This is a genomic window from Acinetobacter sp. WCHAc060025 (assembly GCF_004209355.1).
GTDB classification, from domain to species: domain Bacteria; phylum Pseudomonadota; class Gammaproteobacteria; order Pseudomonadales; family Moraxellaceae; genus Acinetobacter; species Acinetobacter wuhouensis.
Map to the genome: position 1 here is coordinate 1 of NZ_SGSX01000032.1, position 15,963 is coordinate 15,963.

General features: G+C 36.6%; 16 protein-coding genes and 2 pseudogenes. 5 read left to right on the forward strand and 13 right to left on the reverse strand.

The genetic code is table 11. From position 1 onward, the window contains the following. The 11 genes and pseudogenes from EXE09_RS17600 to EXE09_RS17650 form a co-directional block, all read right to left on the reverse strand. Positions 1-705: pseudogene (locus EXE09_RS17600) on the reverse strand (MoeA protein); the annotation flags it as partial. 71 nt (positions 706-776) lie between these two features. Further along, entirely contained in the window at positions 777-1,973 is a 1,197-nt protein-coding gene (locus tag EXE09_RS17605; RefSeq protein WP_130118141.1) for a NucA/NucB deoxyribonuclease domain-containing protein, read from the reverse strand. A 239-nt stretch (positions 1,974-2,212) separates the two neighbouring features. After that, a complete protein-coding gene (gene trpB, locus EXE09_RS17610; protein WP_130118142.1) occupies positions 2,213-3,421 on the reverse strand; it encodes a tryptophan synthase subunit beta in 1,209 nt (402 codons plus the stop codon). Between the two features lie 51 nt (positions 3,422-3,472). Beyond that, entirely contained in the window at positions 3,473-4,660 is a 1,188-nt protein-coding gene (locus EXE09_RS17615) for a vWA domain-containing protein (protein ID WP_068973227.1), read from the reverse strand. 15 nt (positions 4,661-4,675) lie between these two features. Continuing rightward, on the reverse strand, positions 4,676-5,527 hold the full coding sequence (locus EXE09_RS17620; protein WP_087553084.1) for an AAA family ATPase: 852 nt from the start codon (positions 5,525-5,527) through the stop codon (positions 4,676-4,678). A gap of 20 nt (positions 5,528-5,547) precedes the next feature. Next, positions 5,548-5,961: a hypothetical protein gene (locus EXE09_RS17625; RefSeq protein WP_171478645.1), complete on the reverse strand. Its 414-nt coding sequence runs from the start codon at positions 5,959-5,961 to the stop codon at positions 5,548-5,550. Then, positions 5,954-6,259, reverse strand: a complete 306-nt coding sequence (locus tag EXE09_RS17630; protein WP_087553086.1) for a YcgL domain-containing protein — start codon at positions 6,257-6,259, stop codon at positions 5,954-5,956. The genes EXE09_RS17625 and EXE09_RS17630 overlap by 8 nt, the downstream gene beginning before the upstream one ends. 527 nt (positions 6,260-6,786) lie before the next feature. Then, complete coding sequence (locus EXE09_RS17635; protein ID WP_130118144.1) at positions 6,787-7,929, reverse strand: ribonuclease D; 1,143 nt, start codon at positions 7,927-7,929, stop codon at positions 6,787-6,789. A 391-nt stretch (positions 7,930-8,320) separates the two neighbouring features. Then, complete coding sequence (gene recR / locus EXE09_RS17640; RefSeq protein ID WP_068973232.1) at positions 8,321-8,917, reverse strand: recombination mediator RecR; 597 nt, start codon at positions 8,915-8,917, stop codon at positions 8,321-8,323. 10 nt (positions 8,918-8,927) lie between these two features. Continuing rightward, positions 8,928-9,257, reverse strand: a complete 330-nt coding sequence (locus EXE09_RS17645; RefSeq protein WP_068973233.1) for a YbaB/EbfC family nucleoid-associated protein — start codon at positions 9,255-9,257, stop codon at positions 8,928-8,930. A 111-nt stretch (positions 9,258-9,368) separates the two neighbouring features. After that, a complete protein-coding gene (locus EXE09_RS17650) occupies positions 9,369-10,556 on the reverse strand; it encodes an O-succinylhomoserine sulfhydrylase (protein WP_130118145.1) in 1,188 nt (395 codons plus the stop codon). A 141-nt stretch (positions 10,557-10,697) separates the two neighbouring features. Here EXE09_RS17650 and EXE09_RS17655 point away from each other — a divergent pair, with 141 nt between their 5' ends. The 5 genes from EXE09_RS17655 (at position 10,698) to EXE09_RS17675 (ending at position 14,794) form a co-directional block, all read left to right on the forward strand. Beyond that, a complete protein-coding gene (locus EXE09_RS17655) occupies positions 10,698-11,789 on the forward strand; it encodes an alpha/beta fold hydrolase (RefSeq protein ID WP_130118148.1) in 1,092 nt (363 codons plus the stop codon). 21 nt (positions 11,790-11,810) lie between these two features. Beyond that, positions 11,811-12,683 carry an NAD(P)-dependent oxidoreductase gene (locus EXE09_RS17660; RefSeq protein WP_130118146.1) on the forward strand — a complete coding sequence of 291 codons (873 nt, stop codon included), beginning with the start codon at positions 11,811-11,813 and terminating at the stop codon, positions 12,681-12,683. 80 nt (positions 12,684-12,763) lie between these two features. Next, complete coding sequence (locus EXE09_RS17665; RefSeq protein ID WP_068973237.1) at positions 12,764-13,030, forward strand: YARHG domain-containing protein; 267 nt, start codon at positions 12,764-12,766, stop codon at positions 13,028-13,030. Between the two features lie 25 nt (positions 13,031-13,055). Then, on the forward strand, positions 13,056-13,472 hold the full coding sequence (locus EXE09_RS17670; RefSeq protein WP_087553092.1) for an HIT family protein: 417 nt from the start codon (positions 13,056-13,058) through the stop codon (positions 13,470-13,472). 224 nt (positions 13,473-13,696) lie between these two features. After that, the gene (locus EXE09_RS17675) at positions 13,697-14,794 is read left to right on the forward strand and encodes a porin (RefSeq protein ID WP_068973239.1); all 1,098 of its coding nucleotides are present in this window, start codon (positions 13,697-13,699) and stop codon (positions 14,792-14,794) included. 84 nt (positions 14,795-14,878) lie between these two features. Here EXE09_RS17675 and EXE09_RS17680 read toward each other — a convergent pair. Together EXE09_RS17680 and EXE09_RS17685 are read right to left on the reverse strand one after the other, a co-directional pair. Beyond that, positions 14,879-15,424, reverse strand: a pseudogene (locus tag EXE09_RS17680) (DUF4256 domain-containing protein). Next, positions 15,406-15,822 carry a hypothetical protein gene (locus EXE09_RS17685; RefSeq protein ID WP_130118147.1) on the reverse strand — a complete coding sequence of 139 codons (417 nt, stop codon included), beginning with the start codon at positions 15,820-15,822 and terminating at the stop codon, positions 15,406-15,408. The pseudogene EXE09_RS17680 and the gene EXE09_RS17685 overlap by 19 nt, the downstream one beginning before the upstream one ends. Positions 15,823-15,963: the final 141 nt, after the last annotated feature.

The window sequence follows — 15,963 nt, forward strand, 5'->3', positions numbered from 1 at the left end:
AGGCTTTATTATTATAGCTTTAAAATCATACCCCCAGCTTTTCATACAATCTTGGATATATTCAAATTCTAAACGATTATTCATATCTTCTAAGTCATAATCCACACATAAAACTGCTATACGTATACTTTTATAAACGATAACTTCTTTTACACCCGATTGTTTTAATAATGCTTTTTTTGAACTAGTTATAACATCATTTTTGACCAAAATTGTATTATCTTTCTTATAATCACTGCCAGATTCTATAACACCTTGCCCCTTTTTGATTCCAACCAAAATATCACCTTTATCAGGCATTAAGAATGCTGCATTAAACCAAGGTAACATTTGCTCAGTTCTTATCACAGTATTCGCGATCTTTCCTATCTTCATATATGCAGAAATTGGTGCAATAAAATCACTATCAGTTTTTACTTCAAATGGATCTTCCCCATATATTAATAACCCTAACACTCTATCTTTTATTGCTTTATATTGCTCAATTGAAGTTATATCCTGCTTAATACTTAGCATTTTTCCATCAATCGCAGATAATGCAACAAGTGGGTATTCTTGATATGCACAAACATCCTCAGCAACCTTACTGCCAATACTATTTTGTAAGTTTACAATCTCAGTATAGTTTGATTTAGGCATAAAATTATTTATAAAAGATTGTTGACTTAAATTATGTCTCACAAAATTACTATTTTTAATTTTCATTTAGTTACCTGATTTTTATTGAAACCAGTTATCACTTAAGTGACAACTGGCTTCGGAATAATAAAATACAATTATTCTGCATTAATATAGAACTTTTCACCGTCTTTAACTCTTTGTTGCGTAAAGAATACGCCTAAATACGCTCCAGCTCTACGGTTATCACTCGGATCAATTTTTCTTACTGATACTTGATAATTTGGATTCATTGCCCCCTCATCAGTAGCTGCAAAAGGATATTCATCACAATCACAATCTACCTCTGGATCTTCTGGATCACCGCTTGGAGCACATGTTGGGCTATAAGTATTAAATTTAGCAACACATTGTTTTAATGATTCCTTACGATTTTCACTTCGAGCCGTAAAATCTCTTAAGCGCGTTAAAGGTTTTGAATCACTATTTGGCTGAATGCTATCTTGTTCGGAGATGTATTTACCTGGTAAGCCACTAAATTGTGCATCTCGAATATGAAATGCAGACTCATCTACATCAGGGTTTGAAATATTAATTCTTGTAAGTACTGCAGGTGCATTGATAAATACACATCCATTAGAACCAGTTCTAACTACCCCCTTATCACAGCGTAATAATGGTATATTCCCATTTGAAAGTGCCTGAGAGCCTGGACCATCAACTGACTGACCCATTAAATTTAATTTTCCTTCTATCACTAAAGATATTTCTTTTTCATTATCACTATACATATTCAAATCTGTATTGACTATTGCCTCTTGTGATAAACCAGGATTCAATATTACTGGTGAAGTACTTGTAGTTGTACAATCCACTCCTTGTGGAGAAGTTCCACACCCTAAAAATGGTGAAATTTGGGCAAATGGACCTACTGGGTTTGTATAAACACTCCTGAATCTAAACTTAACAGGCCAATTTAATGCATTTGTTGGATTATCTTCTGCATAAGCATATCCAATAATTTTTACCGTATTAACATATGCACCTTGTGCTTGAGCATCATATAAGTCAAACTCATTCTCAAATTTCAGACAAAATGAAGTTCGGCTATTCAAACTATCGATGGGTCCAGTCCCCACTCTTGTTTCACATGCAGGAGAGACATCTGGAGCAGTCTCTGCAGCACTTGCGAATGCATTCGCTGTTATCACAATTGTATTTAAAGTTCCCAAAAAAATTTCAGGCTTTATTTTCTCAGAACTATTCTGTTCTGGAGGATTTGAATCATACGCATGTGTAATATTATTCAACAAAAAGTAAAACAATATTGAAATTAAATATATAATTTTTTTCATTTTTTAACCTATTATGAAAATTTTTATTTGAACTATTTTAAAAAAAATACGAATTTAATCGCATTATTAATATATATTAACAAATGATATTAATTATAATTAACAACAATACAACCTACAAACCTTACTCTTTATTACAATAAACACATAATTTATATCAATACAACCGTTGATGTGTATGTACTACATACCTATAAAAAAACCTAGCCGAAGCTAGGTTTCATCAAATCATTTTAAAATTAGTTCAAACCCAATTTCCCAGCAACATAATCTGCATCTTTATCACCACGACCAGAAAGGTTCACAACGATCTTTATTTCTTTAGACAGTTTCGGTGCTTCACGGATCGCCCAAGCCACCGCGTGCGAGCTTTCTAGCGCAGGGACAATACCTTCAACACGTGACAAAGTCATAAATGCATCTAAACATTCTTGGTCTGTCGCAGTTGAATATTCCACACGACCAAGGTCTTTCAAGAAGCTATGCTGAGGACCTACACCGGGATAATCCAAACCAGATGCAATCGAATGTACAGGTAAAGGTTCACCCTGTTCATCCTCAAGCACATAACACGCCATACCATGAATTTGGCTTGGTTTACCTAAAGTCAAAGTCGCAGAGTGCATGTCTGTATCTAAACCATGTCCCGCAGGCTCTACACCAACCAATTTCACATCAGCATCATTTAAGAAAGCCGTGAATGCACCAACAGCATTAGAACCGCCACCGACACAGGCAACCACATAATCAGGTTGTGCGCCAAAGCGATCTTGAGTTTGGACTTTAATTTCATTACCAATGATTGATTGGAAATCACGTACCATTTTCGGGAACGGATGTGGGCCAACCACAGAACCAATCGCATAGATAAAGTTTTTCGGATCTTTTAAATACTCTTCAAACGCACTATCTACAGCATCTTTTAGCGTTGCAGTACCTTGAGTGACTGAAACCAGTTTTGCACCCAAAATCTTCATTTTCACGACATTTGGATGTTCTTTTTCAATATCCACTTGTCCCATATGAATTTCACATGGAATACCGACCAAAGCACAAGCTGTTGCTAAAGCAACACCATGTTGACCTGCACCTGTTTCAGCAATCACTTTGGTTTTATTCATATACTTGGCAAGTAATGCTTCACCTAAGCAGTGATTGATTTTGTGTGCGCCCGTGTGATTTAAATCTTCACGTTTCAGATAAATTTGCGCACCGCCCAATTGATCAGACAAACGCTTTGCATGGAACAAAGGACTTGGGCGTCCTACATAATGGGCAAATAAATCAGCGAGTTCATTTTGAAATTCAGGTGTTTTACGAATCGCTTCATAAGCCACATTAATTTCATCCATCGCTTCTTTTAGATGTGGAGGAATAAACTGACCGCCGTACTCACCAAAGAAACCGTCTTCATTGGGTAAAGCTATTCCGTTAATTTGATGTTCCATCATATTTCCATTTTTAAATTGGTTGCTGGATAGATCTTCAAGTATTCCAAATCAACGTGATAAATACTTGGTCATGTCTTCAATGCCTTTCAGTGTCATTGGGAACATGTGATCTTCAAAAATTTGTTTGATCGCAGCAACGGTTTGAGTGTAGTGCCAATAATTCTGCTCTTCAGGATTCAGCCACGCAGTTTTTTCAAAATGATTGCGCAAACGACGTAGCCAAACCTCCCCCGCTTCTTCATTATTGTATTCTACAGAACCACCGACTGATCTAAGCTCATAAGGTGCCATACTGGCATCGCCCACGACAATTACACGATAGTCTTTACCATAGGTATTAAATAAATCCCAAGTATTCATACGGCTTGATGAGCGACGGAAATTGTCTTTCCACACATAATCATATAAGCAGTTATGGAAATAGAAATATTCTAAGGTTTTAAACTCGGTTTTGGCTGCGCTGAATAGTTTTTCACATTGGGCAATATGTGCATCCATCGAACCACCAATATCAAATAACATCAAAACTTTGATACGGTTACGACGCTCAGGCACCATTTGCACATCTAAGATGCCCTGCTTTGCTGTTTCATAAATGGTACTGTTAATATCGAGTTCTTCAGCAGCCCCCTGACGAGCAAACTTACGCAAACGACGCAATGCCATTTGCATTTGTCGTGTACCTAAAATCTGTTCATCATCAAGATTTTGGTATTTACGTTGTTCCCACACTTTGACTGCTGAATTTTTACGGCTTGGACCACCTATTCGAACACCTTCAGGATGATCACCAAATGCACCAAAAGGTGAAGTTCCACCTGTACCAACCATGCGGTTGCCACCTTGATGTTTTTTATGCTGTTCACGTAGACGCTCTTCCAGCATTTTCATCAATTCTTCAAGCGAACCTGCTTTCATCAATTCAGCACGTTGCTCAGGTGTTAGATGCTTTTCTAATAATTCGAGATCAAACCAATCTTTCGGTAATTTTTGAACCTTATTGAGCAGATCATCAATATCAAAGGTATGAATACCTTCGAAATAATCTTTCATAGCACGGTCAAATTTGTCAAAGAAGCGCTCATCTTTGACCATCACCGTTTTCACTAACTGATAGAAATCTTCTTGATCGGCAAACACCAAACCTTCACTGACAGCTCGGTTTAAGTCTATCAATTCTCGGGTCGAAACAGGGACACCATATTTTCTGAGGGTATAGAACAATCGCACAAACATATTGCGATCTCCCCATTAACGACGTGACATAAAGGCTAAGCGTTCAAGCAATTGAACATCTTGCTCATTTTTAATCAGTGCACCATATAACGGTGGAATGGCTTTAGATTTATCATGATTACGCAACACATCTTCTGGCATATCATCTGCCATCAATAAGCTTAACCAATCAATCAATTCAGACGTAGATGGTGGTTTCTTTAAACCAGGCACTTGGCGTAACTTAAAGAACACTTGCAAAGCTTCAGAAACCAAAGTGCCTGAAATACTTGGAAAATGAACTGCGATAATTTCACGCATTGTCGCTTCATCTGGAAATTCAATATAATGGAAGAAACAACGACGCAAGAATGCATCTGGTAATTCTTTTTCATTATTTGAGGTAATAATCACGATTGGGCGTTGTGTCGCAGTAATCGTTTCACCTGTTTCATACACAAAGAACGACATTTTATCGAGTTCATGTAATAAGTCGTTTGGAAATTCGATGTCTGCTTTATCAATTTCATCAATTAACAGTACACAACGTTCTTCGCTGGTAAACGCTTCCCACAACTTACCTGGTTTGATGTAGTTCTTAATATCGTAAACACGATCATCACCAAGTTGGCTGTCACGTAAACGTGAAACCGCATCATACTCATACAAGCCTTGCTGTGCTTTGGTTGTAGACTTAATATGCCAAGTAATTAGTTTTAAACCAAGACTTTCAGCAACTTGCTCTGCAAGCAAAGTTTTACCTGTACCAGGCTCCCCTTTGACCAATAATGGCTTTTGCAATGCACGCGCTGCTTTTACAGCCAGTTTCAGACTATCCGTCGCGATATACTGTTCAGTACCTGTAAATTGTTGAGAATCAACAGACATAAATGACCTTTATTTTTTATTTAAAGTGGTGAAGTATTTTTTGCTACTGTGCTTTGTTGGGTAATTTTATTGGCTTTGTAGTTTGACCAAAAGTAACCGATGACCAATCCAATCCCGATGACAAAACTGATCAAAGCAAGATTAGACCAAACCAATGGTGTGTCTTTAGTTAAAATACCAAATAACAATCCGAAAATTGCAGGCGCAATTTCAGAGTTAGGTCCTTCAGAAATTGTTGGGGTTGCAAGAACTGCAAATACAATAATCCATGTAATACCGCCAAGCAGTGTTGGTAGGCGTTTTGCAATACCATACCAACACCATAAAATGATCAGTGTCCCAAGAATATAGACTGTAACTGCAATACTATCTTCTGGGATAGAATCAAATAAACCTAAAAAGTTTACCCATATTCCTGATAACTGCTCAAGCACCACGTAGTCCCTCTGGTTCAACCGCATTCGGATTAATTAAACCTTCCGGCGGCATTTGAATAAAGAAGCCTTTTGTTTGTAACGAATCTATTACATGTGACACATTCACACGTGCCAATTTACGAGATTCAGATAACTCAAGATGCATCACATGTGTCGCGCGACCAAATGCAACACGTAGTGCGTCTGACAAAACCGCTAAAGGATCAGCATTTTCATCTTCATTTGGATGATCTGGACGAGCCACATAAAGATACATTTCGTCTTTTTTGCTCGATTTGTAAATATCACAATGCATTTTAAACAACAGCTTCAATAAAACTCATGTCACAGCATACATGAAAAAAACGACAGATACATTATCGAAAGTTTACGCAGCAGTCGTTATTTATCGTCATTTGTAAATCATTGATCAGAAATAGATCACTTTATGTATTTAAAAGTTCGATGAATCAGTCATGCCATGATCTGCTTTTTATTTAATCACTGATGTTACACACTTCAAAAGAAAAACATCGTTTTAAATTGTTTTTGAAGCTTACTTGGCGGAGTCTTACATCAAAAGTTTTGATTTAGGAGATAGCCTTCGGCTCGACCACACTTTTGTTTCGGCAAAATGAGAAGCGAAGCTTCGCAAGAAAACCACCTTGCGGAGCGTTGCTCCTCACCGCAAAACTCGTCAACTACTATCTTTTGATTGATATATCGCAGAAACGTTAACTTGCAGATGTAGTCCTGCCTCAAACACGTTGCGGACGACGTTATCACGTATCAACTTTTTATCGAGATGCAATTTTCAATTTGGATGTTACTGCGTAACATCAGTTAATCATTCACTTTCATCTGTTTTGATAAATATTGCTCATCTTCACGTAGTAAGCGAATTAATGGTTGCGTTAAAAGATCATAGCGCCAACCCAATAAATAGCCTGGCAAATCTTGCTCATCACCATGAAAGACCACATGCTGATACAAGGCATTCAACCATTTTTTACGCATCAATACTTCTTTCGGTACTTGTGCATCTTGTGATATTTGCGTAATTAAATGGTCTAATTCAGCCGTAATCCCTTGTGATGAATGTTTAATTGGACGTGCAATACGCAATGGCCACTCATCCATTTCAGGTAAAAACTTCAATAAATCCAAAATCGTCTTGCCATGCTCTCGCACCACATTTGGACGAATGCCTTTCACACTCGAAAGTTGAAACATATTCTTTGGATTGACTTCAACCAAATCAATCATTGTCGCACTTTTTAGAATAAAGCTACGTGGTTGATTGAGCGCTTTCACCATCTCTTCGCGCCATACACTCAATTGTTGCAATTGCATCAACTGTTTACGTGAATGTCGATAATTCCCAATATCACTATATAGCCTTTCTTTTGGTGTTTCAGACGCAATTTCAATAGTCAAATTTTGACAATCTTCAAGTACGTGTTGATATAAACTTTTTTGTTCTAATTCTACTTTCAACTTATCTGCTAGATTCATAATGTATAAAACATCATTAGCAGCATAATTCATTTGATCTGGGGTTAAAGGACGCGCTAACCAATCAGAACGTGTTTGATCTTTATCAATATCAATATCTAACACTAACTTTAACGCATTCTGATAACTCACTTGCAAACCGTGCCCAAGAAATGACAAAGCGACTTGGGTATCAAATACATTGGAAAGATTTTTCTGGTCAGCATAATGAAAAATCAAATCAATATCTTCACCACAGGCGTGAAAGATATTTTGTTGCGCTTGGAATAACTGTGCCCAAAATTTATCTAAATTTAATGTTGTACCATCGAGTAAAAAAACCTGACCATTGACATTGATCTGAAAAACACCGAGCTTTGGCCAAAGTGTATCGACTTTTATAAATTCAGTGTCTAAGCCATAAATCGATGCTTGCTGCATTAAATGCAACACTTGATCAAGTTCAGCCTGTTGATTGATAAATTGAAACATGTCAGTTGAGTCAAATGTGATATTCGAAAGTGTCTTCGATTTTACCTGAATATATAATATATAAATATAATATTTTTAAACTATTTCCATATAAATACTTTATTTTACAGTAAATTTAAGAAATCAATTTAAATTTAAATATAGTTTTTACAACTTACTCAACACATTGTTTAGAATATATGATGAATAGATTTACAAATCATAGATGTAGCAGAGTTTACCTAAAAAAATAACGGATTAATGTAAATATATTTAAACAAAATAGGGTTTATTTCACTTCTATGCTTCTAATTTCAAAAATTAAAAACAAAAAGATCCATAAACCCTAAAGCTAAACTGTTTGAATGCAGTTTAAATCAATTTATTTAAATAAAATATTTACAACAGTAAATTACTTCATTTTCATACGATTATGTACAGCCTGACTCAGCGTATGGCTATCCACATATTCCAACTCACCACCTTGTGGCACACCCTGAGCAATACGCGTCATTTGTAAAGATAAATGCTTTGTCGCCTCTACCAAATAATGCGCAGTCGCTTGCCCTTCTACTGTTGCATTGGTTGCAAGAATGACTTCTGTGACTTTTCCATCACTCAAGCGTTGAACCAAATAAGGGATACCAATTTCTTCAGGACCAATACCATCCAAAGGTGACAAATGCCCACCTAAAACATGATATTTCCCTTTAAAACTACCACTTTGTTCAATCGCCATAACATCAGCAGGCGACTCAACCACACACAGGAGTTGGTCATCTCGCTCAGTAGAACAACAAATATCACAGACTTCATTTTCAGTCAGTGAATGGCAAATACCACATTCATGAATATAAGAAGTTGCTTCATTCAACGCATGCGCCAAACCAATCGCACCCTCTTTATTCTTCATGATTAAATGCAATGCCATACGTTGAGCCGATTTTGGTCCAACACTTGGCAATATTCGTAAGGCTTGTACGAGCTGATCGAAACGGTCGCTAAACACCTATACTTCCTTAGAATAAACCTGAAAGACCTGGTGGTAAGCCCATACCTGAGTTTGCAGCCTTCATTTTTTCTTCTGAAATCGCTTCAGCTTGACGTGCAGCATCATTCATTGCTGCAGCGATCAAATCTTCAATCATATCCGCATCATCTTGCAAAAGTTCAGGATTGATTTCGATACGTTTAACCACGTTACGACAAGTCATGGTCACTTTGACTAAACCACCACCTGCTTCAGCATGAACTTCAGTTTGTGCAAGCTCTTCTTTGGCTTTTTGTACGTTTTTTTCCATGTCTTTTTGCATGCGTTGAGCTTGCTGCATGAGCATATTAATGTTCATAAATTACTCCGAACAAAAGTCCTTTGATTCAAATACTAACTCAATGGTTTAGATCAGACTCAATCCGATCTAGACCATTTTCTAAAATTAATTCGTTAATTCGTGCCTATCTTAAATTAAATCTAAGCCATGAGAAAGGTCACCAATGATATCATCGATGTTTTCCAAACCAACTGATACACGAATCAACCCTTCAACAATACCCGCTGCTTGTTTAGCTTCCGCTGACATACGACCATGTGAAGTTGTCGCTGGATGTGTAATTGTTGATTTAGCATCACCTAAGTTACTGGTAATTGAAAGGAAACGAGTATTATCAATGACTGTCCAAGCACCTCGACGTTCACCTTTCACAACAAATGATACAACACCACCAAAGCCTGATTGTTGCTTTTTAGCCAATTCATGACCTGGATGATGTGGCAAACCAGCGAAATAAACTTTTTCAACTTTTTCATGTTGATCTAGCCATTCTGCTAATTTTTGTGCACTTTCACAATGTGCTTTCATGCGCAGATTGAGAGTTTCTAAACCCTTTAAGAAGATCCATGCATTAAATGGGCTCATCGAATTACCTAAGGTGCGAATTACCCCGTTAATTTCTTCTACAAGCTTGTCTTTACCAACAACAGCACCACCAAGTGCACGACCTTGACCATCAATATATTTTGTTGATGAATATACGATTAAGTCTGCACCAAACTTAATCGGTTGCTGTAATACAGGTGTACAGAATGTGTTGTCTACAGCGAATAATGCATCGTTTTCATGAGCAATATCTGCAATCGCCTGCATATCACCCACTTGAGCCAATGGATTTGATGGCGTTTCAATAAACAATAAGCGTGTATTTGGACGAATCGCCTGTTTCCATCCTTCAAGATCATCTAAATCTACAAAAGTAACATCGACACCAAACTTAACGACATATTTTTCAAATAATGAAATGATTGAACCAAATACAGCACGTGAACAGATTACATGATCACCGGCTTTTAAATATGCCATACATACTGCATGCACAGCCGCCATACCTGAACTTGTTGCCACAGCACGTTCTGCACCATCCATAATCGCCAAACGTTTTTCAAAAGTTTGAACTGTAGGATTGGTATAACGTGAATAGGTATTCCCTTGAATTTCACCAGAAAATTTAGCAGCAGCATCAGCAGCGCTTTCGCATACAAATGATGAGGTTAAATAGATCGGCTCACTATGCTCACCCTCAAAACCACGAGTATGCCCTGTACGAATGGCTAAAGTATCAAGTTGGTATTCAATGTCGTCGTGCTGGCTCATTTCAACTACTCAGTCCTAAAACTGCCTTTGTAAAATATTGCCAACATTTTGAGCGTCCAATGTATTTAAGGTCAAGGTAAAATGTAAAATTATCGCTTACACTTCGGACAAATCTGCTTAAAAATGAGACAAACATCGCTTATGGCACGAGTATCGACAAAGTTTCAAGAACGAAAGGCTAAATTAAAAAATCTATCTACGCGAATTTTTAATGGAAAGTCACTCGTCCTCTCACAAAGTACACCTTATGATGTGATTGCTGAACACGATCAAACCAAGGTGCGCTTCTACGCAGCCCCTAAAAAAAAATTTAAAGAACCACTCGTCTTTACTGCTCCCTTATCTATCAATATGGCGATCTATGACTTATATCCATATCGTTCATTGATTAAATATTATACCGAACAAGGTTTTGATGTTTATTTACTAGATTGGGGAAAACTAACTTTCCAAGATAGACACTTAAACTTCTTATATTTTATCGATGAATCAATGCCTTATTGTATTGAAAAAATTCGTGAACATTCTCAAAGTGAACAAATTTCATTACATGGTTGGAGTATGGCAGGCATTTTTGTATTGCTTTATACCGCGATGCAAATGCCGAATTATGTTAAAAATTTAATCGTTCTTGCAAGTCCAATCGACAGTTATGCCTCTGGTGGTATTGGTAAACTCTATAAAAGAATAAATAGCTTAATTATTAAAAATAAGAAAATTAAAGATACCTTATACAAAGGTGGTTTACCTAAAAAATTCATTCATTCACCAGGTCTTTTAAATGCTATTGGCTTTAAAATTTTAGACCCTAAAGGTTGGTATGAAGGTCATAAGCAGTTACTTCTTAATCTTGATGATAAAGAACTGTTACATGAGCATGCAACACTTGGCAATTTTTTAAATCATATGGTGGATTATCCAGGCGGTATTAATCAAGATATGTTGTTTAATGTCTGGCTACAAAATCCATTAAAAAATGGCTCTATCCAACTTAGTAGTAACATCATCGAGCTTAAAAATATCAATTGTTCACTCTTGGTCGGTGCTGGTAAAGGTGACCAAATGGTGACAGCAAATGCAGTTAAGCCTTTAAGCGAATTGACAAGTAGTACTGATGTCACGTTTACTCTTATTCCTGGAGGACATTTAGGTTTGATGTCGAGTCAAAAAAGTGCCGATGAATTTTGGCCTAAAATGTCTGAATGGTTAGCACAACGATCAAGCAAAATTTAAAAGCAGGCTTAAGAGAGAATTATGAGTACAACAGTTGCATTTATTGGATTAGGCGCGATGGGTTACCGCATGGCAGCGCATCTACCTAAACATTTCGATACGGTTTATGTATGGAACCGTAATTTCGAAAAAGCCAAACAACATGCAACGGAGTATGGTACGACAGCTGTTGAAATATCCCAAGCCGTACAAGCCGACATCATTTTTTCATGCTTACCGACCAGCTTAGATGTTGAAAATTTAATCCAAGATTTAGAAATTAAATCAGGTGCAATTTGGATCGATTGTACCAGTGGTGTGCCTGAGTCTGCGCGTAAACTTGCTTCAACACTTGCTCAAAATAATGTTCAATTTCTTGATGCACCTGTGAGTGGTCAAACCATTGGTGCAGAAAATGCCACATTAACCTTTATGGTTGGTGGTCAAAAAGAAGCCTATGAGCATGCACTTCCTGCAATGCAAGCACTTGGTAAACTGATTAAACATGTGGGAGATTCAGGTGCAGGCTTTGCAGTTAAAGCTGTGAATAATATGATGATGGCAGTACATCTGTGTGCCGCTGCTGAAGGTTTTACCACTTTAAAAGCACATGGTGTTAACTTAAATGAAGCTTTAGATTGTATTAATGCTTCCAGTGGTAAAAGTGGTGTAACTGAATCTGTTTTACCTCAACGTGTTTTCAATCGAAGCTTTCCCCTCACCTTTGCACTACCCTTACTTGCCAAAGATACTGGAATCGCTGTTGATTTAGTCCGTGAAGCCAAATTATCCACTCCAGTCATCAGTTTGACTCAAAATTTAATCAATATTGCCAATAGTCTTGCTGAACCAGAGAGTGATTTTTCGAGCGCTGTAAAAATGTACGAATCATGGAGTAAAATTACATTAGATTAATTTTTCGCCATTGAATAATAATAGTTACACCCTATAATCTAATCAAGTGACACGTGAATATGTCAATTTGAGGTAATACAATGAATAAGTATGTTATCGCGGCATTATCCGCTTTATCTATTTTTGTGGGTACACAAGCATTTGCTGACAATGCTCAGGAATGTAAAAAATTACAGGATGACTCCAATGTCATTTATGCATCAAAAGGCTTCTGTTTTAAAGATCCTGAAGCAAAAGCTAAATATGGTAATGACAATTGTTATACAAGTAAGCCTAAATTTTCTGAAAAAGAGCAACAAAAACTTGACTCTATAAAGGAACGTCAGAAAGAATTGAATTGTAAATAACATTCGACAATTTAAGGAAATGAATATGGCTTACGATGATCAGAATATTTTTGCACGAATTCTACGGGGTGAACTTCCTGCAATAAAAGTATATGAAGATGATCAAGTCCTTGCTTTTATGGATATCATGCCACAAGCAGATGGGCATACATTGGTGATTCCGAAGACACCTGCTGTAACTTTACTCGATTTAGATCCAGAAGCAGCTGCCTATACCATTAAAATTGTACAAAAAATAGCGCAAGCGATTGAAACAGGATTAGGGGTAACAGGCATTGTTTTAATGCAACTTTCTGGTACTTCTGCTGGACAAACAGTTCCGCATGTTCATTTTCATCTGATTCCAAGTTCTGTTCATGAATTAGGAAAACATGCTATACAAATGGGTGATCAAGATAAAATTAAAGCTTTTGCTGAGAAAATTAAAGCTGCACTCAACTAAAAAGTTAAATAATTAAATATCTTAAAAAAAGAGGCTCATCGAGTCTCTTTTTTATTTTTGAAAACACATTCATATAAATTTCGTCATTAAACTGTCATTTATTCTTCACCTATATGTAACAAAGTTTGCAGATACTGCATGCAAGTTAGTAAGCAACTGAACGAAAGACTTACTAAATAAAAAAAGCAACAGCAAACCCTTGAACATGTTTTGGAGAAATCTCAATGAAAAAAGTGCTACTCGCTGCAGCAATCGCCACTCTTAGCTTAAGCGCAGCTCAAGCAGCGCCTACATTGTATGGTAAGCTCAACGTATCTTTAGATCAAATTGACAAAAATGGCTTTAAAGATGAAAGCGTTACAAAATTAAACTCTAACTCATCACGTATTGGTGTTAAAGGCGAAGAAAAATTAACTGATAAATTATCAGCTGTTTATTTAGCAGAATGGGCAATCTCTACTGATGGTTCTGGTTCAGATACTGACCTTAATGCGCGTAACCGTTTCCTAGGTGTAAAAGCTGATGGTGTTGGTACATTAAAATTTGGTAAGTATGACTCTTATTTAAAAACTGCTGCTGGAAGCAACCAAGATATTTTCAACGATCACACTGAACTAGATATGACAGCTATCTTAGCTGGTGAAGATCGTCTAAATAACGTAATCGGTTTTGAATCTGATAAAAAATTACTTGGCGGTTTAGCATTTAACATCATGTTCCAACAAGGTGAAGAGTCTGAAACTGCAAATAGCGCTACTTTAGGTAATAAAGGTAGCCGTAATGGTTTTGGCGACGGAATTTCTGGTTCGATTACTTACGACAATAAAGATTATGGTATCGCTGCTGCTGTAGCTGCAAACCATTCAATTGCATCGAAATACAGTGCCTACAACCTTTCTGGTGTCTACACTGATGCAGTACGCGTAACGGGTTCTATCGACTTAAAAACTGCAGGTATTGATGGTTTAGTATTTGGTGCTTTATGGCAAACAGCTCAACCGACAGATGATACTGTTGCAACAAGCTCTGGCACTCCTGCTGTAGTAACATCTTATAAAGGCCTACAAGAAGATTCTTTTGGTGTAACTGCTGCATATGCGATCCCGTCTACACCAATCAAATTAAAAGCTGAATATATCTCAGCAACAACAGAATCAAATGGTCGTGATGATCGTCAACAAGATATCTACGGCATTGGTGCTGATTACAACATCAATAAACAAGCACGTGTTTACGGTGTTGTAGCTCAACAAAAACGTGATTGGTTAGTAAAAGATGATAAGAAAACTGTGATCGGTTTAGGTATGGAATATAATTTCTAATACTGAACAAATCACAGTTAATAAAACGGTAAGTCTAGGCTTACCGTTTTTTTATTGCAATTTTTTAACGTGTAAATATAACTACTAGATAACCAACTTTGTCCGAAATCCACGTGAAGAATAATAAGACTGCGCTCCATTATGGTATGTAAATACTTGCCCATAACGATAATCACAGAAAATCGCACCTCCTAAACTCCTAATTGATTCAGGTGTTTGCACCCAGCTCGATGTTTTAAAATCAAAATGGAAAATAGATTGTAAATCACGATATTCTTGCTCTGTTAGAAGTTGTGACCCAATTTACTTTACACAAGAGATCACACTATTTTGGGGTAAATGATCTTTCCTACTCTTCAATGCCTCTTCATCATAACAAAAACTTCTGCGTGGCTTAGGGCTTTCAACACTACAATCATAGAATGTAATGACATTAGATTTTGAATCCATGACAACAACATCAGGTTCACCACCCGTTTGCTCCATCTGAAATAAAGCATTCAATTTTTCAGGGTTTAGTAGTAATTGTTCATAAACCGATGCCCATTCTAGAGTAGAGTGACGGAACATATTCGCCTCAAATCTCTTTTTTAGAAGCTCCAGAGTCTGATCTACCAACTCTTTATCCATAATTTAATTCCCAAATAATGAATAACCCAATTTCGGTATCCTTTTGAAAGACTAGATTTAAAATAAGCCAACCATTTCTCAAATTGTAAATTATCAGTATCCTCAATTTGAATCATGGCATCCAATTCGTGAACTATTTGTAATGCACCCATCAGTGTTGTATTTTTTGTATGCGAACCATCAAGTTCAGGTATAGGAATATCAACCAAGATAGAATGATCTTGATTAACCATAAACTGTATACACAGATCATTCTGATCAATAATTCCTAAAAAATTATCTTTAACTAACAAGATCTGTTTCATAAATCGAATTATTTCTTCTTTTGATGCAGTTATTTCATTATCAGCAAGAATTTCTTCGCCTTCATAATCCGTAAAAAAATATTGATATCGCATTTTTATCTTAATTTGATTTATAAAAATAGAATATAACCAAGTTCTTTAGTAACACTCAATCCTGCATTAAGGCATTTTAGTTACTTTTATTATTACACATTATTTCGCCCAATAAAAACACCCCGATCTCGCTAGAGATTG